The following is a 22,107-nucleotide window of genomic DNA, read 5'->3' on the forward strand; positions in this document are numbered from 1 at the left end:
GCGGTGATCGGGGAGGGTTGATTGGCTTCTGAGCGGTTTAATGAACCCTGACCCCATTCCTATTATACAGCCCATGCCCCGATGTGCCGCTCAACCCGGTTGCCTTCCTTGAGTCCCACCAGTATAGCCCAGTGATATCTCCCGGATTTGATCCGGCGCATTCTCAACCCAAACACAGGTGCTAACGGCGGGGGCAATCAGGTAAAGTCGGTCAATAGCTTACTCACCGTCAATCGGAGACCAAACATGAGTGATTCAACCTATACGCCTCCAAAGGTCTGGAAATGGGACAGCAGTAACGGTGGCAGGTTTGCCAACATTAATCGTCCCGTTGCCGGGCCTACCCACGACAAAGCGTTGCCGGTGGGGGAGCATCCATTCCAGCTGTATTCCCTGGCTACGCCCAATGGCGTGAAAGCGACGGTGATGTTTGAGGAGTTGCTGGAGAAGGGTATCAAGGAGGCAGAGTACGATGCCTGGCTGATCAACATCATGGAAGGAGATCAGTTCAGCAGCGGGTTTGTTGAGGTAAACCCGAATTCCAAGATTCCGGCGTTGCTGGACCGCAGCGAGAACCCGGCCGTGCGGGTGTTTGAATCCGGATCTATTCTTTTCTATCTGGCGGAAAAGTTCGGTGCCTTTTTACCAACAGACCGGGCCCGGCGCACAGAGACGATGAACTGGCTGTTCTGGCAGATGGCCAGCGCACCGATCCTGGGTGGTGGTTTCGGGCATTTTTACGCCTATGCCCCGGAAAAATACGAGTACCCGATCAACCGTTACACCATGGAGGTGAAACGGCAGCTGGATGTGCTGGATCGCCAGTTGGCGGACAACCAGTACATCGCCGGTGATGAATACACCATTGCCGATATGGCAGTCTGGCCCTGGTATGGCTCGCTGGTGAAGAACACGGTGTACGAGGCGGCGGAGTTCCTGGAGGCCCACACCTACACGAACATTTTGCGTTGGACAGATGAGCTGGCCAAGCGCCCCGCGGTGCAACGTGGCCGCATGGTAAACCGGGCCTGGGGTGAACTGTCTTCCCAGCTGCACGAGCGGCATGATGCCAGTGACTTTGGCTTGCGTACCCAGGACAAGCTGGACGGCGAAAAGTAAGGAGGAACAATGGCGCTACCTGCGGCGTTAACCGAAGACCAGATTTACCACCGTTGCCCGTTGGACAAGTTGAACTTTGAGACAACGGCAACGCTGGAGGAACTGGAACTTCCTTTTGGGCAGGAGCGCCTGCTGCGCGCGATGGAGTTTGGCGCCAGCATGGAGGCCAATGGCTTTAACCTGTTTGTACTGGGGCCATCCGGAGCGGGTAAGCACGAACTGGTCAGGCAATTCCTCGACAAGCACGCCGAAGGCCAGCCGGTGCCATCCGACTGGTGCCACGTGTTCAACTTTCAGCAATCCGACAAACCAAAGGCCATTAAGTTGCCGCCGGGTGAAGGCGGGGTATTCAAGCGTGATATGAGTGACCTGGCAGCGGAGCTGAAAACCGCCATCCCGGCTACCTTTGAAAGTGAGGAGTATCAGGCTCGCATTCAGGAGCTTCAGGAAGAGGTGACGCGTCGTCAGCAGAAGGGCCTGTTCGCCATCCAGGAAGAGGCGAACGCGAACAATATAGCCATGCTGACAACCCCGGCCGGCTTTACCTTTGCGCCCATGCGTAACGGCGAAGTGATTGAGCCAGAGGAATACAAGACCTTCTCTGATGATGAGAAGGCGCTGGTGGAGGCCAAGGTTGAAGACCTGCAGAAGAAACTGCAGCAGGCTATCCAGCAAGTGCCGCGGTTGCGCAAGGAAGTGCGGGAGCGTATCCATTCTCTGAACGAAGAGATGGTTCAGCTGACCCTGGGCGGCCCCATTGGCGAATTGCGCGAGAAGTGGTCGCACCTGCCGGAGGTGGTTGCCTACCTGGATGCGGTTCGGGAAGACGTGGTAGAACACGCCGAAGCCTTCCAGGATAGTGAGAACGGCGCCCCCGCCGGGTTGCTCAATCGTTACCGGGTGAACCTGTTGGTGGATAATTCGGAAACGCAGGGCGCCCCGGTGGTGTATGAGGACCTGCCCAATCACCAGCACCTGACCGGTCAGATTGAGCATCGTGCTCACCAGGGTAACCTGTACACGGACTTCACATTGATCCGGGCCGGTTCGCTGCATCGGGCCAACGGCGGTTTTCTGATCCTGGATGCCCGCCGCATTCTGACCCAGCCCATGGCCTGGGAAAGCCTGAAGCGTATCCTGTTTTCCAATGAAATTCGTATTGAATCCCTGGAGCGCCTTTATGGCCTTGCCACTACCGTCAGTCAGCAGCCTGAACCGATCCCGCTGAAAGTGAAAGTGGTGCTGGTGGGCGACCGGACCCTATATTACCTGTTGGCACACTACGACCCGGACTTCCTCGACCTGTTCAAGGTTGAGGCAGATTTCGAGGATGATCTGGACCGGGACGGAGAGAGCTATCAGCTCTACGCCAGAATGCTTGCCACCATGGCCAAATCTGTAAAGGCCCGGCCAATGGACAAGCCTGCCGTGGGGCGTTTGATTGAGCATGCCAGTCGCCTGGCTGGTGACCAGAAAAAACTGACCGCCCATGACCGGGTATTGAAAGACCTGCTCAGCGAGGCAAATCACTGGGCTGCCCGTGCTGACAGCAAGCACATTGGCATCGGGCATATTCAACAGGCGATTGATGAGCGGGAGTTCCGCGCCAGCCGCATTCGGGAACGTAGCCTGGAGCAGATCTACCGGGGTGTGGTGATGATTGCCACAGACGGTGAGCAGGCGGGGCAGGTGAACGGCTTGTCTGTGTTGCAGATAGGTGCCACCCGTTTTGGTCAGCCTACCCGCATCACGGCCACCGCCCGGCCCGGCAAAGGCCAGGTGGTGGATATTGAGCGTGAGGCGAAACTTGGCGGGCCCATTCACAGTAAGGCGGTGATGATCTTGTCCCGCTTTCTGGCAGGCCGCTATGCGCCCATGGGGGATTTATCCCTGTCTGCGAGCCTCGCCTTCGAGCAATCCTACGGTGGCGTGGAAGGGGATTCAGCCTCGGTAGCGGAAACCTGCGTGTTGTTATCGGCTATTACCGGTGTGCCGTTGAAACAGTCGTTGGCGGTGACCGGCTCCATGAACCAGCACGGTGAGGTTCAGGCAGTGGGCGGGGTGAATGAAAAAATCGAGGGTTTCTTCAATGTCTGCAAGAAAAACGGTGGGGTAAATGGCCACGGCGTGTTGCTACCCGCCAGTAACGTTGAGCACCTGATGTTGAACGAAGAGGTGCGCACGGCGGTTAGGGAGGGCGTGTTTGCCATTTACCCGATGACCCACATTGATCAGGCCATTGAGCTGATGACCGGCATGGCGCCAGGCTCGCCTGATGATGAGGGCGGTTATCCGGAAGGGTGCTTCAACCGTCGCGTGGCTGATCGTTTGGCTGAGTATGCAAAGGTAGGGCAAAAGAAGGAAGACGCCCAGGATAACGACAGCGGAGGCAAGAACGGTGACCGCTGAGCAACAGCTACCGGTTGAGCCAGTGGGCCGGGTGCTGATTCTGTTGGATGGTTCAAGGTTAAGTTTGGCGGCTCTGGAGGCCGCGGCGGACATTGCCCATGCCCGCAAAGCCGAAGTGCTGGGGGTGTTCGTGGAAGAGGTGAACCTGTTGCGCTGCGCGGGTTACGGGTTCACAAGGGAAGTGGGCAGAAATTCCGGAGTCGCCCGGCCAATGGACCTTGCGGCTATTGAGGCCCGGATGCGCTCGCTGGCGGAGCAGGCGAGAAGATCGCTGGAGCGTGCCATGGCGCAACGGGGGCTTGCCCAGGCGCTCACCTTGTGTCGTGGCCGTGTGGCAGATGAAGTACTGAATCTGGCGCGGCCGGGGGATTTGCTGGTGTTAGGCCGCGTGGGCTGGTCTGGAAGTCCGGGCTCTCGCCTTGGGTCCACGGCCAGTGTTCTGGTGAGCCAGGCGCTCGGGGATGTGTTGTTGTGGGCCGATCCGCCCATGCGGTCCCGAAATCGCATTGTGGTGCTGCTGAATCACGATCAAGGGGCGAACCATCGGGCTGTCAGGGTTGGCGCTGAGCTGGCAAGGCGTAACCGGCAGCCGTTGACGATCCTGGTGCGAACCGAAACCGGCCGTGATGAGCGTATCGCCGAGGATTTGCTGGCCTATATGGAAAGCGAGGGTATTACCGCCCGGGTCAGTTTCTTGCCCATGGCCAGTGCCGGAGCTGTTGCACGGGTGATCAGGGAGGAAGGCGCCTCGCAACTGGTGCTTAGCCGGCAGTGCAGCCTGTTCCGTGAGCAGGGTGCAGACACCCTGCTGATTGAAATGAACCTGCCGGTGACGGTAACACCCTGAAGCCTGAGGAGAATCATGCGATTTTCCGGTCGCCGGCTTTGCTCAACACCTCGGTGATTTCCTCCGTTGACAGGGTTTCGTGTTTCATCACCGCCTTGGCCAAGGCGTCCAATTCTTTGCGGTGTTCCTTGAGGAAGTTGACGGTGTAGGATTCCAGGTCCATGAGTTGCGACTGGATTTCTGAATCGATCAGGTCGGCCAGCTTTTCACTGTACTCCCGGGGGGCACCCATCTCCCGTCCCAGGAATACATGCTCCTCACCAATACCCAGTCCCAGTGGGCCCACTTTCTCACTCATGCCCCACTGGCCGATCATTCGGCGCAGCAATTTTGTGGCTTCTTTAAGATCGTTCTGGGCACCGGTGCTGACTTCTCCATAGATGATTTTCTCGGCGGAGCGGCCGCCCAGCATGACTTTGATGCGATCCCGCAAGTAACTTTCGGTGTAGTTGTATTTGTCTTCCCGAGGAGTTTGTTCGGTTACGCCCATGGCCATGCCATGGGGGATGATGGTGATCTTGGTGAGTGGGTCGGCCTTGGGCATGTAATAGGCCATGATGGCGTGTCCGCACTCGTGGTAGGCCACCACTTCCCGTTCTTCCGGCGTTAGCTGGGCATCCCGCTCCTCGCCCAGAATCAGTCGGTCCCGGGCCTGCTCAAAGCAGTGGGCGTTAACCTCGTCCAGATTTTCCCGGGCGGCGGTCAGGGCCGCTTCGTTGACCAGGTTTTTCAGGTCTGCGCCGGAGAAACCGGTGGTGCGGGCCGATAACTGCGCAAGGTCCACATCGGCGGCCAGCGGCACTTTGCGCACGTGCACTTTGAGGATGGCTTCCCGGGCCTCTTTGTGCGGGCGGTCCAGGGTGATCTTGCGGTCGAACCGGCCGGGGCGGAGCAGGGCGCTGTCCAGTACGTCCGGGCGGTTGGTGGCTGCCAGCACCAAAACATTCTCGTGGGCTTCGAAGCCATCCATCTCGGTCAGGATCTGGTTCAGGGTTTGTTCTCGCTCATCGTGTCCGCCGCCCAAGCCTGCGCCCCGGGAGCGACCAATGGCATCCAGCTCGTCGATAAAAATCAGTGCGGGTGCCTCCTTGCGGGCATTCTGGAACATGTCCCGAACCCGTGCGGCACCCACGCCAACAAACATCTCGATAAATTCCGAGGCGCTGATGCTGAAGAAGGGTACTTCCGCCTCGCCAGCAATGGCCCTCGCCAACAGGGTTTTACCGGTTCCAGGCGGCCCCACCAGCAGCACGCCTTTGGGCATGACCGCCCCGAGGCGCCGGTATTTCTCGGGCGATTTCAGGAAGTCGATGATCTCCGCAATGTCGCGCTTGGCGGATTCTATGCCTGCCACGTCATCCAGGGTGGTAGTTGAGGTTTCCTTGCGAGCCCGGCGGGCCCGGGACTTGGCATAGTCGAATGGTCCGCCACCTTGGGTCATTCGTTTTTGTGCCGCCCCCCAGAACCAGAACATCAGCGCCAGCAACAGTATCCAGGGCAGGAAGCCAAGAATCAGGTCCTGCCACCAGGGCCGGCCCGATGGCGCGCCACGAATGACAACCTCTTGCCGCTCCAGCAATGACAGCAGATCCGGATCGTCAACCGGTGGCCGTAACGTCAGGAAATTCTCTGTGCTGCGCCCGGTATCGGAACTGAACCGGGCGGCACCGGCCTCGGTAAACCGGCCACGGATTTCTTCGTTGCGCAGGGTGACTTCCTGCACCTGCCCGTTCAGTACCGCTTCTTTAAACTCGGAATAGGCCAGTTCCTGCTGCTGCGGGCGACCGGTGTCCTGTAGCCACAAAAACATCAGGAAAAAGGCAGCGCTCAGCCACAGGAATGAATACTGGTTCGGTATGGCTGGTTGAGGCTTGTCGTTGTTATCGGGTTTGCCTGGTTCGTTCGGGTTGGTCATCTCGGCCTCCGGTCGCCCTCCATGATCTTGGCCACGAACACCGATTTTCCGTAGGTTTCGAAAGACCACTTCATGGTATCGGACAGCACAGTCATTACTTCATCATAGTCGCCGAAAATTTCGGTGCTCATACGCCCGGGATAGACTTCCAGGCCGGTTTGTTTCAGGCGATCAATCAGATCCCAGATCGGTTGCTTGTAATCGTCTTTAAGCGGATAACAGCTCAGCTGTACAGAAAGATACATGATTTGCCTCCCAAACAGTCTGAGGCGGGTCAATTCCCGCCCGGTTAAAAGCCCATCGCCGATGACGTGCTCCGGCGTGGATCGGCACCGCCATAGAGGGTGCCATCGTCTCCAATCATAATACTCTGGATAGCGCCCATGGCGGCGCTGGTGGTGACCTCATGGCCTTTGGCCTCCAGCAGGCGCACGGTGTCTGGGCTGATGCCCTGTTCCATGCGGATTTCATCAGGCAGCCACTGATGGTGGATGCGGGGCACGGCAACGGCGGTCTGGATGTTCATGTTGTGGTCTATCACATTCATCAGAACCTGCAGGGTCGTGGTGATGATGCGGGAGCCGCCCGGGCTGCCGGTTACCAGGAAGTTGCGGTTGTTTTTGCGCACCACGGTCGGAGACATGGAGCTGAGCATGCGTTTGCCCGGTTCGATCTTGTTGGCCTCGCCGCCAATCAGGCCGTAGGCGTTGGGTTCTCCGGGCTTGGCGCTGAAGTCGTCCATTTCATTGTTCAACAGGAAGCCGGCTCCGGCCACGGTAATGCCGGACCCATAGCTGAAGTTGATGGTGTAGGTGTTGGATACCGCATTGCCCCAGCGGTCGACTACGGAAAAATGCGTTGTCTCGGGGCTTTCGAAGGCAGCCGGCTGGCCGGGTTTAATGTCGCTGGCGGGCCGTGCTTTTTTGGGGTTGATGCCTTTTCTCAGCTCTGCCGCATAGGCCTTGCTGGTCAGCCCGTTCAGGGGGACATCCACGAAATCGGTATCGCCCAGGTATTCAGCCCGGTCGGCGTAGGCCAGTTTCATGGCCTCGGCCATATGATGAATGGTCGCAGCGGAATTGTGGCCCATATCTGAGATAGGGAAGCCCTCCAGGATATTGAGGATCTGGATGATATGGGTACCACCGGAAGAGGGTGGTGACATGGAGTAGATGTCGTAGCCACGGTACTTGCCATGAACCGGTTGCCGGATGGCTGGTTGGTAGGCTTTGAGGTCGTTCAGGGTGATCAGACCGTCGTGGCGTTGCATCTCTTCGACAATCAGTTGGGCCGTTTTGCCCTGATAAAAACCGGCCGGGCCATGCTCTGCGATGCGTTTAAGGGTGTCAGCCAGGTCGGGTTGTCTGAATAGCTCACCTGGTTGCGGTGCAGAGCCGTCCTCCTTATAAAAGGTCGCCTTGGTGGCGGGCCAGCGTTGCAGGCGCTCCCGGGCTTGTTCGAGGCCTTCGGTAAAACGATAGGGAACGACAAAGCCGTCCTGCGCAAGCCGGATGGCCGGGGCCAGTGCCTCTTCCAACGAGAGAGTGCCGTGTCGCTCCAATGCCAGAGCCAGCCCGGCGACTGTGCCGGGAACACCGGCGGCCTGGTGACTGAACCGGCTGCGCTGGTTGATGACGTTGCCCCCGCTATCCTGAAACATGGTTTCCGTGGCGCCGGCCGGGGCGGTTTCCCGGTAGTCGATGGCTTCTGGCGCGGCGCCGTCACCGGGTGCATATAAAAGAAAGCCGCCACCACCGATGTTGCCGGAGCGGGGCTGAGTTACCGCCAAAGCAAAACCGGCGGCGACCGCGGCATCCATGGCGTTGCCGCCGTCTTTCAGAACCTTCAGGGCCACCTCACTGGCCAGGGTGTGACTGGTGGCTACCATGCCCTGAGTGGCCTGAACCGGGTGGAATCGCTCGCCCTCAAGAATGGCCTGATTGCTGGCGTAGGCGGCATTCATTGCCAGTAACGCTATCAATGCTGTTGTCAGGCCCCACAGGCGCCTCAGTGGAATTCTTGGTCGGGGGCTGTGGATCACTCTGTGTGTCATTGGATTCCTCGTTTCTGGCTGCCAGATAGGCTATCATAGCCGGTCATTTTTACCGGTGCGCTCAGGCACGCCACCGCAGGCGGATGTCTGTGGTTTTCCGGCGCACCCGCTTTCCCGGATTCAAGTTAAGGAAAGGCTTAATGGAGCATACCTATCGTCTTGTTATTTCCTGCCCGGACCGGGTAGGGATTGTTGCCAAGGTGAGTAATTTTCTGTCCACCTACAACGGCTGGATTACCGAGGCGAGCCACCATTCAGACACTCAGTCTGGCTGGTTCTTCATGCGTCACGAGATCAAGGCTGAGTCGATTCCCTTCGGGCTGGATCAGTTCCGCGCCGCGTTCGAACCGATTGCCCGCGAATTCAACATGCGCTGGCACATTGCCGATTCCGCGCGGCCCAAACGCGTCATCCTGATGTGCAGCAAAGAATCACACTGTCTGGCGGACCTCCTGCACCGCTGGCACAGCAAGGAACTGAACGCCGAAATGGTGGCGGTTATTTCCAACCACGATGACCTGCGCCGGATGGTGGAGTGGCACGATATTCCCTATCACCATATACCGGTCAGCAAGGAAAACAAGGCAGAGGCTTTTGCTCATATTGAAGAGCTGTTCCAGAAGTACGATGCCGACGTGGTGGTGCTGGCCCGTTACATGCAGATTCTGCCAGCTGAGCTGTGCGAAAAGTACGCTGGCAAGGTGATCAACATTCACCACAGCTTCCTGCCATCGTTTGCCGGGGCGCGCCCGTATCACCAGGCCTACAGCCGGGGCGTGAAGCTGATCGGGGCCACCTGCCACTACGTGACCCAGGACCTGGACGAAGGTCCGATCATTGAGCAAGACGTGATTCGCATCAGCCACAGCGATTCCATTGAAGATATGGTTCGGCTGGGCAAAGACGTTGAAAAGAACGTGCTGGCCCGCGGCCTTCGGTCTCATATCGAAGACCGCGTGATTACCTACGAAAACAAGACCGTAGTGTTCGATTAAGGCTGTGCCACAGTCGCCCCTCGGGGCAGTGGACTGTGGTATGCTTGGCGGCTTGTTGAAGAATAAAGACGGGGCCCGGAAACGGCCCCGGTACGACTTCCAGATAACGCAAAGGAACCTTTCTCGATGGGTGAGTTAGCCAAAGAGATCCTGCCGGTCAATATTGAAGACGAATTGAAGCAGTCCTACCTCGATTACGCCATGAGCGTTATCGTCGGCCGGGCTCTGCCAGACGTGCGTGACGGCCTCAAGCCGGTGCACCGTCGGGTGCTGTTCGCCATGTCCGAGTTGGGTAACGACTGGAACAAGGCATACAAGAAATCCGCCCGTGTGGTGGGTGACGTTATCGGTAAATATCACCCCCATGGTGATTCAGCCGTTTACGACACTATTGTTCGTATGGCCCAGCCGTTCTCCTTACGATACCCGCTGGTGGATGGTCAGGGTAACTTCGGGTCCATCGACGGCGACAACGCCGCCGCCATGCGTTACACCGAAATCCGCATGGAGAAAATTGCCCATTCGCTGCTGGCGGACCTGGACAAGGAAACCGTGGATTTCGTCGACAACTACGACGGCACCGAGCGTATTCCGGAAGTCCTGCCTACCCGTGTACCGAACCTGCTGGTCAATGGTTCTTCCGGTATTGCCGTGGGTATGGCGACCAATATTCCGCCCCACAACCTGACCGAAGTGGTCAATGGTTGTCTGGCGCTGATTGATAATCCAGACCTGTCCATCGACGAGCTGATGGAATTCATTCCCGGTCCGGATTTCCCGACCCAGGGCATCATTAACGGCCGTGCCGGTATCGTTGAGGCCTACCGCACTGGTCGTGGCCGCATTTACATCCGCGCCCGCCACGAGATTGAGCACGACAAGAAAACCAATCGCGACGCCATCATCATCACCGAGCTGCCTTACCAGCTGAACAAGGCCCGGTTGATTGAAAAGATTGCTGAACTGGTTAAAGAGAAGCGCCTGGAGGGCATCACGGAGCTGCGTGATGAATCCAACAAGGAAGGCATTCGGGTGGTGATCGAGCTTCGCCGTGGTGAAAACCCCGAAGTGATCGTGAATAATCTGTTTGCCCACACTCAGCTGCAAACCGTGTTCGGTATCAACATGGTGGCGCTGATCAACGGCGAGCCGAAGATTCTGAACCTGAAGGAAATGCTCGATGCGTTCGTTCGCCACCGCCGTGAAGTGGTGACGCGCCGGACCATCTATGAGCTGCGCAAGGCCCGCGAACGCGGCCATATCCTGGAAGGTCTGACGGTTGCCCTGGCCAACATCGATGAAATGATCGAGCTGATCAAAGCATCACCGAGCTCTGTGGAAGCCAAAGAAAAGCTGATGTCCAAGGGCTGGGTGCCGGGTGATGTTCTGGCCATGCTGGAGCGTGCCGGTGAAGACGCCTGCCGCCCGGACGATCTGCCGGAGATCTACGGCCTGCGCGATGGCCTTTATTACCTGTCTCCGGAGCAGACCCAGGCCATTCTGGATATGCGTCTGCACCGCCTGACCGGCCTGGAAACCGAAAAACTCCAGAATGAGTACAAGGATATCCTCGAGAAGATCGCCGGCCTGCTGGAAATTCTGGCAGACCCGGACCGCCTGATGCAGGTCATCCGTGAAGAGCTGGAAGCCGTGGTAGCCGAGTTCGGTGACGAGCGCCGTACCGAGATCACCAGTTCGCAGCGCGACCTGACGATTGCTGACCTGATCGATGAAGAAGACCTGGTGGTCACCATTTCCCACAGCGGTTACGCCAAGACCCAGGCGGTTGAAGATTACCAGGCCCAACGCCGTGGAGGCCGGGGCAAGGCAGCAACCTCGATGAAAGACGAAGACTTCATCGAGAAGCTGCTGGTGGCCAACTCCCACGATACGATTTTGTGTTTCTCTAACCGTGGCAAAGTGTATTGGTTGCGGGTATTCGAGATTCCCCGGGGCAGCCGTGGTTCCCGTGGTCGGCCGATGGTCAACATTCTGCCGCTGGAAGAAGATGAACGTATCACTACGTTCCTGCCGGTGCGGGATTACCCGGAAGATCAGTTTGTGCTGATGGCCACCTCTGCCGGTGTGGTCAAGAAAACCCCGCTGCCGAACTTCTCCCGTCCGCGCAGCAGTGGTCTGATTGCTTTGAACCTGGACGAAGGCGATACCCTGATTGGCGCGGCCATTACCGATGGTTCCGCCGAAGTGATGCTGTTTTCCACTGCGGGCAAAGCCGTTCGTTTCCAGGAGGAGCAGGTACGCCCGATGAGCCGGACCGCCCGTGGTGTACGTGGTATCAAGATGCCGGAAGGCCACCATGTTGTGTCCCTGATCATCCCGCAGGAAGGCGGTGTGATTCTTACTGCCAGTGAGCACGGCTATGGCAAGCGTACCGCCATTGATGAGTTCCCGGCATACAGCCGTGGCAGTCAGGGCGTTATCGCCATGCAGTGTTCAGAGCGTAACGGCAACCTGGTGACGGCGCTTCAGCTGTTTGAAGGCGACGAGATGATGCTGATCTCCGACAAGGGCACCCTGGTGCGTACCCGCACTGATGAGGTTTCGGTGCTCAGCCGCAACACCCAGGGTGTGCGCCTGATTCGCCTGTCTCAGGAAGATGAGCGCCTGGTGGGTGTGGAGCGTATTGCAGAGTCTGATGACGACGACGTCGAAGTAGAAGGCGAGGAAACCGAAGAATGAGCAGGGCGTTTAATTTCTGTGCCGGTCCGGCCACCTTGCCGGAAGCCGTGCTGAAGCAGGCTCGTGACGAGATGCTGGATTGGCGTGGCACCGGTATGTCGGTTATGGAAATGAGCCATCGTAGTGACGAGTTTGTGGCCATTGCCGATGCGGCTGAGAAGGACCTTCGGGAACTTGCAGGCATTTCAGATGATTACGCCGTACTCTTCATGCAGGGTGGAGCTTCCAGTCAGTTCTCCACCATTCCGCTGAACCTGCTGGGTGACAAGTCCTCGGCCGATTACGTGAACACCGGTATCTGGTCCAAAAAGGCCATTGCTGAGGCCAAGCGCTATGGTAACGTGAATGTGGTGGCCAGCTCCGAGGATGGCGGGTTTACCACCATTCCGGATCAGTCAACCTGGAGCACCCGTGCCGACGCCGCTTACCTGCACTACACCCCCAATGAAACCATCGGTGGCCTGGAATACGACTTCATTCCGGACAGCGGCAGGGTGCCGCTGGTGGCGGATATGTCGTCCACCATGCTGTCACGCCCGGTGGATATCAACAAGTTCGGGCTGATTTACGCTGGCGCCCAGAAGAACATCGGGCCGTCGGGCCTGGTGGTGGTCATTATCCGCAAGGACTTGCTGGGTAAGGCTCGTAAGGAAACGCCGACCATGATGAACTATCAGGTCATCGCGGATAACGGCTCCATGTACAACACCCCGGCCACCTATTCCTGGTACCTGTCTGGCCTGGTGTTCAAGTGGCTGAAAGAGCAGGGTGGCGTGAAAGCCATGGGCGAGATCAACGCCCGGAAAGCGAAGAAACTGTACGACTTTATCGACACCAATGATTTCTACGCCAACCCGATTGAGCCCCGCTTCCGCTCCTGGATGAACGTACCGTTTACCCTGGCAGACGATGCCCTTAATGGTGAGTTCCTGAAGGGGGCAGAGGCACGCCGGTTGCTCAACTTGCAGGGGCACCGCTCTGTGGGTGGTATGCGCGCCAGTATCTACAACGCCATGCCGGAAGAGGGCGTGGATGCGTTGATTGACTATATGGCGGAATTTGCGAAGGAGCGGGGCTGATCATGACGGATGAGAAGACCCGCCTGGGCGAACTGCGGGACGAAATAGACAGCCTTGATCAACAGATCATGCAGTTGATCAGCGCTCGCGCCAAGTGTGCCCAGGAAGTGGCCAATGTGAAGATGGCTGCCAATCCTGGTGAGGACGTGTTCTTCTACCGTCCGGAACGGGAAGCCCAGGTGCTGCGCCGTATCAAGGAACAGAACCCGGGGCCTCTGGCGGCCGAAGAGATGGCCCGGTTGTTCCGGGAGATCATGTCTGCCTGCCTGGCATTGGAAAAGCCGATGCACATCGCGTTCCTGGGGCCCCTGGGCACCTTTACCCAGGCGGCGGCGCTCAAACACTTTGGCCATTCCGTTATCAGCGTTCCGCTGCCAGCCATTGATGCGGTGTTCCGTGAAGTGGAATCCTGTGCGGCCCAATACGGCGTGGTGCCGGTGGAAAACTCCACTGAAGGCATGGTCAACCACACGCTGGATATGTTCATTTCCTCGCCGCTGAAAATCTGTGGCGAGGTGCAGTTGCGCATTCACCATCATTTGCTGGTCTCGCCCAAGCACAAAGACCAGGACATTACCCGCATCTATTCTCATCAGCAGTCGTTTGCCCAGTGCCGCCAGTGGTTGGATACACACCGTTATGGCATTGAGCGCATCACCGTTTCCAGCAATGCGGAAGCGGCCCGCCGTGCGGCGGAAGAGCCCGGCTCCGCCGCGATTGCCGGCGATATGGCCGCCGAGCTGTACGGCCTAGAAAAGCTGTCCAGCAGCATTGAGGACCGCCCGGACAACACCACCCGCTTCCTTATTATCGGGCGCGAAGAGGTGCCGGCCAGCGGCCAGGACAAGTCATCCGTACTGGTTTCCATGCGCAACAAACCTGGCGCCCTGTATGCGGTGCTGGAGCCTTTCCATCGCCATGGCATCAGCTTGACTCGCATCGAAACCCGGCCGTCGCCCAGCGGTACCTGGGCCTATGTGTTCTACATCGATTTCGAGGGGCACGTGGAAGATGAGCAGGTAAAGAAAGTGTTGTCAGAAATCGACCAGGAAGCCGTGGAGCTGAAGCGCCTGGGCTCCTATCCCATCGGCGTGCTTTGATTCCTGAACAGACCTCAACGGGAGGAAAGTTGAATGGCAGTGGATTACCAGAGTCTTGCGGTAAAAGGTGTTCAGGCTCTGTCTCCGTATCAGCCCGGTAAGCCCATTGAGGAGCTTGCCCGGGAACTGGGGTTGAATCCCGCGGAGATCATCAAGCTGGCCAGCAACGAGAACCCTCTGGGGCCCAGCGAGAAGGCCCTGGCGGCCGCTCGTAAAGCGCTGGAAGAACTTTGCCTGTACCCTGATGGCAACGGCTTTGAGCTGAAACGGGCACTGGCCAACCGGTTCGGCGTGGGTATGGATCAGATTACCTTGGGTAACGGCTCTAATGATGTGCTCGAGGTGATTGCCCGCTGTTTTGCCGACACCGAGAGTGAAGTGGTGTTTTCCCAATATGCCTTTGCGGTTTATCCCATCGTTACCCAGGCCATTGGTGCCAAAGGGGTGCCGGTTCCCGCCAAAGAGTGGGGGCACGATCTGGATGCCATGGCGGCGGCGGTGACCGAACGCACCAAGCTGGTGTTCGTGGCCAACCCCAACAATCCTACCGGAACCGTGCATACCGCCAGAGCCATTGAGTCGTTTCTGGATAAAATCCCGGAGCGGGTGCTGGTGGTTTTGGATGAAGCCTACTGCGAGTACCTGACCGGCGAGGAATACCCGGATGGCATCAAGCTGCTTGAACGTTATCCGAACCTGATCGTCTGTCGCACCTTCTCCAAAGCCTGGGGCCTGGCAGCGTTACGGGTTGGCTATGCCATAAGCTCGCCCGCCATTGCTGATATCCTGAACCGGGTGCGGCAGCCGTTTAATGTTGACTCGGTCGCCCTTGCGGCGGCCACGGCGGTTTTGCAGGATGAAGCCTATCTGAATCGTTCCCGGGAAGTGAATGCGGCTGGCCTGCGTCAGCTATCTGAAGCCTTTGAATTAATGGGCCTGCCTTATATCCCATCTGCGGGTAATTTTATTGCCGTTGAAGTGGGTGATCAGGCCCAGGGAATCTATCAGTCGCTGCTGTCTCATGGTGTGATTGTTCGCCCGATTGCGGGCTATGGCATGCCGCTTCACCTGCGGGTGTCGGTGGGGCTCCCAGAGGAAAACGAGCGATTCCTGGATGCCTTGTCCCAGTCCCTGGCGGCTGCCGGGCAGGGGGGCTGAGGTGGCTGATAACCAGCCTCTTTTTCAGCGCGTTGCTGTCATTGGCCTTGGGCTGATCGGTGGCTCCCTTGCCAGCGCCATTCGCAACCACAACCTGGCACGGGTTGTTGTGGGCTTTGATCAAAAGCCGGAAGATGCGGCACTGGGTGTGGACCTCGGTGTTATTGATCAGGCGGCGGCCACGCTCGAACAGGCGGTGAGAGGGAGTGATCTGGTGGTCCTGGCCGTGCCGGTTCGGGCAACGCGGGTGGTGCTGGAACAGATACGGCCCTGGCTGGCGAATGACGCAGTGTTGACCGATGTCGGCAGCACCAAGTCCAGTTTCGTCGCAGATGTTAAAGCCGTATTCGGCAGCCTGTCGCCAAGAGTGATCCCCGGGCATCCGATTGCCGGCTCGGAGAAAAGCGGTATCCGGGCGGCCAACCCGGACCTGTTCGCCAATCACAAAGTCATTCTGACCCCAGCCGACGATGCCGATGCGGCGGCGCTTTCAGGGCTAACAGCTCTGTGGGAGGGCACCGGTGCAACGGTCCTGACCATGTCGGTGGCGTATCACGATGAAGTGTTGGCGGCCACCAGTCATTTGCCCCATCTCATTGCTTTTTCCCTGGTGGACACCCTGGCGGGCGAAGACGAGAATATGGACATTTTCCGGTACGCCGCCGGTGGCTTCCGGGACTTCACCCGCATTGCCGCCAGTGATCCGGTAATGTGGCATGACATTTTTCTGTCAAACCGCGATGCCGTGTTGCGCGTGATTGATCATTTTACCCAAGACCTGGATCAGCTCAGGGCGGCCATTGCCAATGGCGATGGTGCAACCCTGCTGCGGGTTTTCAGTCGCGCCAAAGCGGCGCGGGAACATTTTTCGAAGATGCTTTCAGGACAGGCTTACGTGACTAACAATACCGACAAGCAGGTTATTTTTTCTATGCAGCCCGGCGGTTCCGTTCGGGGTGACATTCGGGTTCCGGGTGACAAATCCATGTCGCACCGGTCGATCATGCTGGGTGCCCTGGCCGAAGGTATTACCGAGGTGAAGGGCTTTCTGGAAGGTGAGGACAGCCTGGCCACCTTGCAGGCATTCAGGGATATGGGCGTAACCATTGAGGGCCCGGAAGACGGCTTCGTGCGCATTCATGGCGTGGGTATGCACGGGCTCCAGGCACCGCGCGGCCCTCTGTACCTGGGTAACTCCGGTACGGCTATGCGCCTGTTCTCTGGCCTGCTGGCGGCGCAGCCGTTTGACTCCGAGTTAACCGGCGATGCCAGCTTGTCCAAGCGCCCAATGGGCCGGGTTGCCGACCCGCTGCGTGCGATGGGTGCGGTGATTGATACCGCCGAGGGTGGTCGCCCACCGCTCAGGATCCGCGGCGGTAACCCGTTGACCGGTATCCACTATGAAATGCCGGTTGCCAGTGCCCAGGTCAAGTCCTGCCTGCTGCTGGCGGGCCTGTACGCCGAAGGCGTGACGTCGGTAACTGAACCTGCACCAACCCGTGACCATACCGAACGAATGCTGGAGGGCTTCGGTTACCACGTTCACCGTGATGGAGCCACAGCCAGCGTCACCGGTGGTGGCAAGCTGACAGCTTGCGCCATTGACGTGCCGGCGGATATTTCCTCGGCGGCGTTCTTCCTGGTGGCGGCGAGTATCGCACCGGATTCCGACCTGACCCTGCGCCATGTTGGCATGAACCCGACACGGGTAGGGGTGATCAATATCCTTCGCCAGATGGGTGCCAACATTGAGGTGCTCGAAGAGCGGGTGATTGGCGGCGAGCCCGTGGCTGACCTGCGCGTTCGGTCCGCAGAGCTGTGCGGTATTGATATTCCGGAAGACCAGGTGCCGCTGGCGATCGACGAATTCCCGGTGCTGTTTATTGCTGCAACCTGTGCCAAGGGCCGCACCGTGTTGCGTGGGGCAGAAGAGCTTCGGGTAAAAGAGAGTGACCGGATTCAGGTCATGGCGGACGGGCTTGCGGCTCTGGGCGTTGAAACCACGGTTACACCGGATGGTATTGTCATCGAAGGCGGCCAGACCATTGGTGGCGGCACGGTTGAAAGCCATGAGGACCACCGGATCTCCATGTCGTTCGCCGTTGCCTCTCTGCGAGCCACTGGCCCTATCCGCATCAACGATTGTGCAAATGTGGCTACGTCGTTCCCGGGCTTTGTTGACCTGGCCAAACAGACTGGCATCCAAATCAGTACAGAAGGCGAGTTTTAATGACCCAAAGCAAGGCACCGGTAATCGCCGTTGATGGTCCCGGAGGTTCCGGTAAAGGTACCATCACCCAGATGCTGGCCAGGAAACTGGGCTGGCATCTGCTCGACAGCGGGGCACTTTATCGGTTGACGGCATTGGCGGCTATGCGACAGGGCGTGGCCCTGGATGACGAAGCCGGTCTGGTAAAGGTGGCGGCGACCCTGGATGTGGCTTTCGAGCCCACCGGTGAAGGCCACCCGGTAAAGGTGATGCTGGCAGGTGAGGACGTAACCTCGGAAATCCGCACTGAAACCTGTGGCGACAATGCCTCACAGGTTGCGGTGATACAGCCAGTGCGGGATGCCCTGTTGCAACGCCAGCGGGATTTTCGCCAACTGCCCGGGCTGGTGGCAGATGGTCGGGATATGGGGACGGTGGTTTTCCCCGATGCGCCGGTAAAGATATTCCTGACCGCCAGTGCCGAGGAGCGGGCGCGGCGCCGCTATAATCAGTTGAAGCAAGCAGGGGTCGATGTTAACATTGACGCCCTTTTGGAAGAGATACGGGTACGTGACGATCGGGACATGAACCGGTCAGCGGCCCCTCTCAAGCCTGCGGATGATGCGCAAGTCATTGATTCTACGGGTTTGAGTATAGAAGAGGTGTTAGACAGGTGTATGGCCGCAGCAGGTCAGGCCTGACTACACCTTTTTGTTGTTGGAATGCCGGAAACAGCGCTAAATTGCCAGCCGCTGGCTGATTCCGGAAATCGTTAACAGACCGTGTTGCTGGCGGCACGGAGCACACTTGCGTTGATCATATAGGGCACATAATGAGCGAGAGCTTTGCGGATCTTTTCGAAGAAAGTTTGAAAGAAATCGATATGCAACCGGGTTCCATTGTTCAGGGAACCGTTGTAGACGTCGATAACGACTGGGTCACCGTTAACGCCGGGCTGAAGTCCGAAGGTGTTATCCCCGCCTCCCAGTTCCTGAACGAAAAAGGCGAGTTGGAAGTAGCTATCGGCGACGTTGTCGATGTGGCTCTCGATGCAGTTGAAGACGGTTTCGGTGAAACCCGTCTGTCCCGTGAGAAGGCCAAGCGCGCTGAAGCATGGAAGGTACTTGAGAAGTCCTTCGAAGCGGAAGAAGTGGTCAAGGGTATTATCAATGGCAAGGTCAAAGGTGGTTTCACAGTTGATCTGGCTGGCATCCGTGCCTTCCTGCCGGGTTCCCTGGTAGACGTTCGTCCGGTTCGCGACACTGCGCACCTGGAGAACAAAGAACTCGAATTCAAGGTTATCAAGCTGGACCAGAAGCGTAACAACGTGGTTGTTTCCCGCCGCGCCGTTCTGGAAGCTGAAAACAGCGAGCAGCGCGAAGCTCTGCTTGAAACTCTGACCGAAGGTCTGGAAATCAAGGGTATCGTCAAGAACCTGACCGACTACGGCGCGTTCGTAGATCTGGGCGGTGTTGACGGCCTGCTGCACATCACCGATATGGCCTGGAAGCGCATCAAGCATCCGAGCGAAATCGTGAATGTGGGCGACGAAATCAATGTTAAGGTCCTGAAGTTTGATCGCGAGCGTAACCGCGTATCTTTGGGTCTGAAGCAGCTGGGTGAAGATCCGTGGGTAGAAATCAAGGCACGCTACCCTGAAGGTGCCAAGGTTACTGCACGCGTCACCAATCTGACCGACTACGGCTGCTTTGCCGAGCTGGAAGAGGGTGTTGAAGGTCTGGTTCACGTATCCGAAATGGATTGGACCAACAAGAACATCCATCCGTCCAAGGTTGTTCAGGTGGGCGACGAAGTTGAAGTGATGATTCTGGATATCGACGAAGAGCGTCGTCGTATTTCCCTGGGCATCAAGCAGTGCGTTGCCAACCCGTGGGAAGACTTCTCCGGCAAGTTCAACAAGGGCGACCGTATCTCCGGTAAGATCAAGTCAATCACTGACTTCGGTATCTTCATCGGCCTGGACGGTGGCATCGACGGTCTGGTTCACCTCTCTGACATCAGCTGGAACGAGACTGGCGAAGAAGCCGTTCGCGAGTACAAGAAAGGCGACGAAGTTGAAACCGTTATCCTGTCTGTTGATCCAGAGCGCGAGCGCATCTCCCTGGGTATCAAGCAACTGGAAAGCGATCCGTTCGCCGAGTTCGTTCAGCTGAATGACAAGGGCTCCATCGTTAAGGGTACTGTTTCTGCAGTAGACGCCAAAGGCGCTACCATTGCCCTGAACGAGGAAGTTGAGGCGGTACTGAAGGCTTCTGAAATCAGCCGTGACCGCGTTGAAGACGCGCGTAACGTTCTGAAAGAAGGCGAAGAAGTTGAAGCGAAGATCATCAGCATCGATCGCAAGAACCGCGTAATCAACCTGTCTGTCAAGTCCAAAGACGTTGAAGACGACAAGCAGGCTCTGGAAAACGTACGTAGCAAAACTGCAGAATCCTCTGGTGCGACCACCATCGGTGATCTGATCAAAGAGCAGATGCAGCAGCAAAACGCCAATAAGGATTAATTTTCCGGTTGGCATCAAAAAAAACGGGCTCTAAGAGCCCGTTTTTTTTGTGTTTTTTTCTGGTTTGGCTAAACTAGAGGCACTGGGACCCGGTAATTGACTGCGGAATAATAATGACAGAGGGAAACGCCTCATGACGAAGTCCGAACTGGTTGAACTGATTGCCTCCAAGCAAACACAGCTCTCCGTCAAGGATGTGGAGTTAGCGGTTAAGACCATCATCGAGCATATGTCTCAGGCCCTTGCCGATGGTCAGCGTATTGAAATCAGGGGATTTGGCAGCTTTTCCCTGCACCACCGGGCAGCCCGAACCGGGCGTAACCCGAAAACCGGTGAAGCAGTGCAACTGCCCGCCAAATATGTTCCGCACTTCAAGCCCGGCAAAGAGCTGCGTGAACAGGTGAATGACAGCTTGAAAAAGGGTTTTTAAACCCGGTTCCAGGCAATGCTGATGGAACACCGTACTATCGGGCCTGGCGCCCGTCTGGAGAGATATCGACATGGCAGGACTGCAGAAGATCCTAATCACCGTTCTGGTTCTGGTTCTGATACTCCTGGCTCTGGTGTTTTCTCTGAACAATCAGATGGCCGTTTCGCTCAACTTCCTGTTGTTTGAAACGCAGCCCCATGGTGTTGCCGTCTGGATTATCATGTCGTTTGTGATTGGCGCCCTTGTGGGGGTGTTGATTGCCTTGCTTGCCACATTCCGTACGTCGGTGTCCCGGCGGACTCTCAAGAAAAGACTCGAGCGTGCTGAGCACGCATTAGAGAAATCCAGGGCACAGAACGACCGGGCAATTTGATGGAAATAGTTCTACAGTGGCTGCTTCTGACGGTGGCGGTCGCTGCCGGCTGGGTGGTCGGCAGGTTTGGTAGCCAGGGCAAGCGCCGCTCCCGGGCCATTTCCGATGAAGATTCCGTTCGCGACCGTCTGCAATTCCTGTTTACCAACTACTCTGACCAGGCTGTGGACAACTTTGTGCAGTCCCTGGCCGTCAATAAAGATACCGTTAGCCTGCATCTGTCTATCGGGAGCCATTTCCGCAATAAGGGCGAAACCGATCGCGCCATTCTGATCCACCAAAACCTGCTGGCCCGGCCCGAACTGCCGGCGCGCTATACGCCCCAGGTCACCTTGGAGCTGGCGATGGATTATCTCAATGCGGGCCTCCACGACCGGGCGGAAGCCCTGCTGCATCAGTTGATGGGGGACCGGGAGTACGGCCGCCGCGCTGCTACGGCCTTGATTGAGCTGTATCAGCAGGAGCGGGAGTGGGAAAAGGCTGGCCAGGTGGCACAGACCCTTACCCGTAGCGACGCAGATCCTGCGATGGTCAAAACGCTGGCGTACATTACCTGCGAGTTGTCCGATGCGGCCCTGGCCAAAGACGATCGGTGGACAGCCCAGAAACTGGCCAAAGAAGCCCTCGACTACGACCACTCCTGTGTTCGCGCAACCTTGTTGCTGATGAAACAGCAGATCCGCCAGGGCAACTTCCGCGAAGCGGGCAATCAAAGCCTGAAGGTGTTTGAACAGAACCCGGAGTTTGGTCCGGAGGCCATCGACCGCCTGATGAAGCTCGAGCGGGAACACGGTGATGTAGGCAGGCTGGTCAAAAAACTCCGCAAACTCTATGAACAGTATCCGAGTACCAGTTTGTTGCTGGCACTGGTGGAGTCGGTGGAGCGGTCCTTTGGTCGCCCCGCTGCTATTGATCTGCTCCGGCAGGAGCTGGAAATTCGGCCTTCTGTTCGTGGCCTGCTCCGGCTGGTGGAAATGGCCGGCTATGAAAAAGGCATGACCACAGACGAAGGCCGCCTTGTCAGCCGTATTGGCCACCTGATTCTCGCCAACCGGCCGGTTTACCGTTGCGTCAGTTGCGGTTTCTCGGGCCAGCAGCTTCACTGGCTTTGCCCCAGCTGTAAGCAGTGGGAAACGGTGCGTCCCATCCAGGGCGTTGAAGCCGAATAATGTTTTAACCTTTTGAACCGGAACCTG

At 57.7% G+C, this 22,107-nt stretch carries 17 protein-coding genes; 14 read left to right on the forward strand and 3 right to left on the reverse strand.

Translation table 11 applies throughout. The features are described from left to right. The first annotated feature begins 246 nt into the window (after positions 1 to 246). From yghU to ACZ5Q2_RS12010, 3 genes are read left to right on the forward strand one after another with little or no spacing between them, the layout of a single operon-like run. Positions 247 to 1,119, forward strand: a complete 873-nt coding sequence (gene yghU / locus ACZ5Q2_RS12000) for a glutathione-dependent disulfide-bond oxidoreductase (RefSeq protein WP_230714994.1) — start codon at positions 247 to 249, stop codon at positions 1,117 to 1,119. A gap of 9 nt (positions 1,120 to 1,128) precedes the next feature. Next, positions 1,129 to 3,528: a Lon protease family protein gene (locus ACZ5Q2_RS12005; protein WP_230714996.1), complete on the forward strand. Its 2,400-nt coding sequence runs from the start codon at positions 1,129 to 1,131 to the stop codon at positions 3,526 to 3,528. Next, positions 3,518 to 4,375: a universal stress protein gene (locus ACZ5Q2_RS12010; RefSeq protein WP_230714998.1), complete on the forward strand. Its 858-nt coding sequence runs from the start codon at positions 3,518 to 3,520 to the stop codon at positions 4,373 to 4,375. Before ACZ5Q2_RS12005 ends, ACZ5Q2_RS12010 begins: the two co-directional genes overlap by 11 nt. A gap of 13 nt (positions 4,376 to 4,388) precedes the next feature. On the opposite strand, the gene ftsH is transcribed toward ACZ5Q2_RS12010, so the two are convergent. The 3 genes from ftsH to ggt are packed head-to-tail and all read right to left on the reverse strand — an operon-like array spanning position 4,389 to position 8,253. After that, positions 4,389 to 6,290 (reverse strand): ATP-dependent zinc metalloprotease FtsH, encoded by a 1,902-nt coding sequence (gene ftsH / locus ACZ5Q2_RS12015; protein WP_106695965.1) that lies wholly within the window; start codon positions 6,288 to 6,290, stop codon positions 4,389 to 4,391. Continuing rightward, on the reverse strand, positions 6,287 to 6,535 hold the full coding sequence (locus ACZ5Q2_RS12020; protein WP_061332734.1) for a YkoF family thiamine/hydroxymethylpyrimidine-binding protein: 249 nt from the start codon (positions 6,533 to 6,535) through the stop codon (positions 6,287 to 6,289). Before ACZ5Q2_RS12020 ends, ftsH begins: the two co-directional genes overlap by 4 nt. A gap of 44 nt (positions 6,536 to 6,579) precedes the next feature. Beyond that, complete coding sequence (gene ggt, locus ACZ5Q2_RS12025; RefSeq protein ID WP_432210712.1) at positions 6,580 to 8,253, reverse strand: gamma-glutamyltransferase; 1,674 nt, start codon at positions 8,251 to 8,253, stop codon at positions 6,580 to 6,582. A gap of 230 nt (positions 8,254 to 8,483) precedes the next feature. On the opposite strand from ggt, the gene purU reads away from it, so the two are divergent. From purU to lapB, 11 genes are all read left to right on the forward strand, one after another. Beyond that, positions 8,484 to 9,338, forward strand: coding sequence for a formyltetrahydrofolate deformylase (gene purU / locus ACZ5Q2_RS12030; RefSeq protein ID WP_058090533.1), 855 nt, complete (start codon positions 8,484 to 8,486; stop codon positions 9,336 to 9,338). Between the two features lie 126 nt (positions 9,339 to 9,464). Further along, entirely contained in the window at positions 9,465 to 12,038 is a 2,574-nt protein-coding gene (gyrA, locus tag ACZ5Q2_RS12035; protein ID WP_138437600.1) for a DNA gyrase subunit A, read from the forward strand. Beyond that, the gene (gene serC, locus ACZ5Q2_RS12040; protein ID WP_432210069.1) at positions 12,035 to 13,117 is read left to right on the forward strand and encodes a 3-phosphoserine/phosphohydroxythreonine transaminase; all 1,083 of its coding nucleotides are present in this window, start codon (positions 12,035 to 12,037) and stop codon (positions 13,115 to 13,117) included. The genes gyrA and serC overlap by 4 nt, the downstream gene beginning before the upstream one ends. A gap of 2 nt (positions 13,118 to 13,119) precedes the next feature. After that, a complete protein-coding gene (gene pheA, locus ACZ5Q2_RS12045; protein ID WP_432210068.1) occupies positions 13,120 to 14,217 on the forward strand; it encodes a prephenate dehydratase in 1,098 nt (365 codons plus the stop codon). A gap of 33 nt (positions 14,218 to 14,250) precedes the next feature. Then, entirely contained in the window at positions 14,251 to 15,375 is a 1,125-nt protein-coding gene (hisC, locus tag ACZ5Q2_RS12050) for a histidinol-phosphate transaminase (protein WP_432210067.1), read from the forward strand. Position 15,376: 1 nt separating this feature from the next. Further along, positions 15,377 to 17,605, forward strand: a complete 2,229-nt coding sequence (locus ACZ5Q2_RS12055; RefSeq protein ID WP_432210066.1) for a bifunctional prephenate dehydrogenase/3-phosphoshikimate 1-carboxyvinyltransferase — start codon at positions 15,377 to 15,379, stop codon at positions 17,603 to 17,605. Then, positions 17,605 to 18,285, forward strand: a complete 681-nt coding sequence (gene cmk, locus ACZ5Q2_RS12060; RefSeq protein ID WP_319635607.1) for a (d)CMP kinase — start codon at positions 17,605 to 17,607, stop codon at positions 18,283 to 18,285. The genes ACZ5Q2_RS12055 and cmk overlap by 1 nt, the downstream gene beginning before the upstream one ends. Positions 18,286 to 18,416: 131 nt before the next feature. After that, entirely contained in the window at positions 18,417 to 20,108 is a 1,692-nt protein-coding gene (gene rpsA, locus ACZ5Q2_RS12065; RefSeq protein ID WP_058090540.1) for a 30S ribosomal protein S1, read from the forward strand. Positions 20,109 to 20,241: 133 nt separating this feature from the next. Continuing rightward, the gene (locus ACZ5Q2_RS12070; protein WP_058090541.1) at positions 20,242 to 20,538 is read left to right on the forward strand and encodes an integration host factor subunit beta; all 297 of its coding nucleotides are present in this window, start codon (positions 20,242 to 20,244) and stop codon (positions 20,536 to 20,538) included. Positions 20,539 to 20,608: 70 nt separating this feature from the next. After that, entirely contained in the window at positions 20,609 to 20,911 is a 303-nt protein-coding gene (locus ACZ5Q2_RS12075) for a LapA family protein (protein ID WP_072677098.1), read from the forward strand. Then, a complete protein-coding gene (gene lapB, locus ACZ5Q2_RS12080) occupies positions 20,911 to 22,080 on the forward strand; it encodes a lipopolysaccharide assembly protein LapB (RefSeq protein ID WP_432210065.1) in 1,170 nt (389 codons plus the stop codon). Before ACZ5Q2_RS12075 ends, lapB begins: the two co-directional genes overlap by 1 nt. Positions 22,081 to 22,107: the final 27 nt, after the last annotated feature.

Source organism: Marinobacter alkaliphilus (assembly GCF_055394375.1).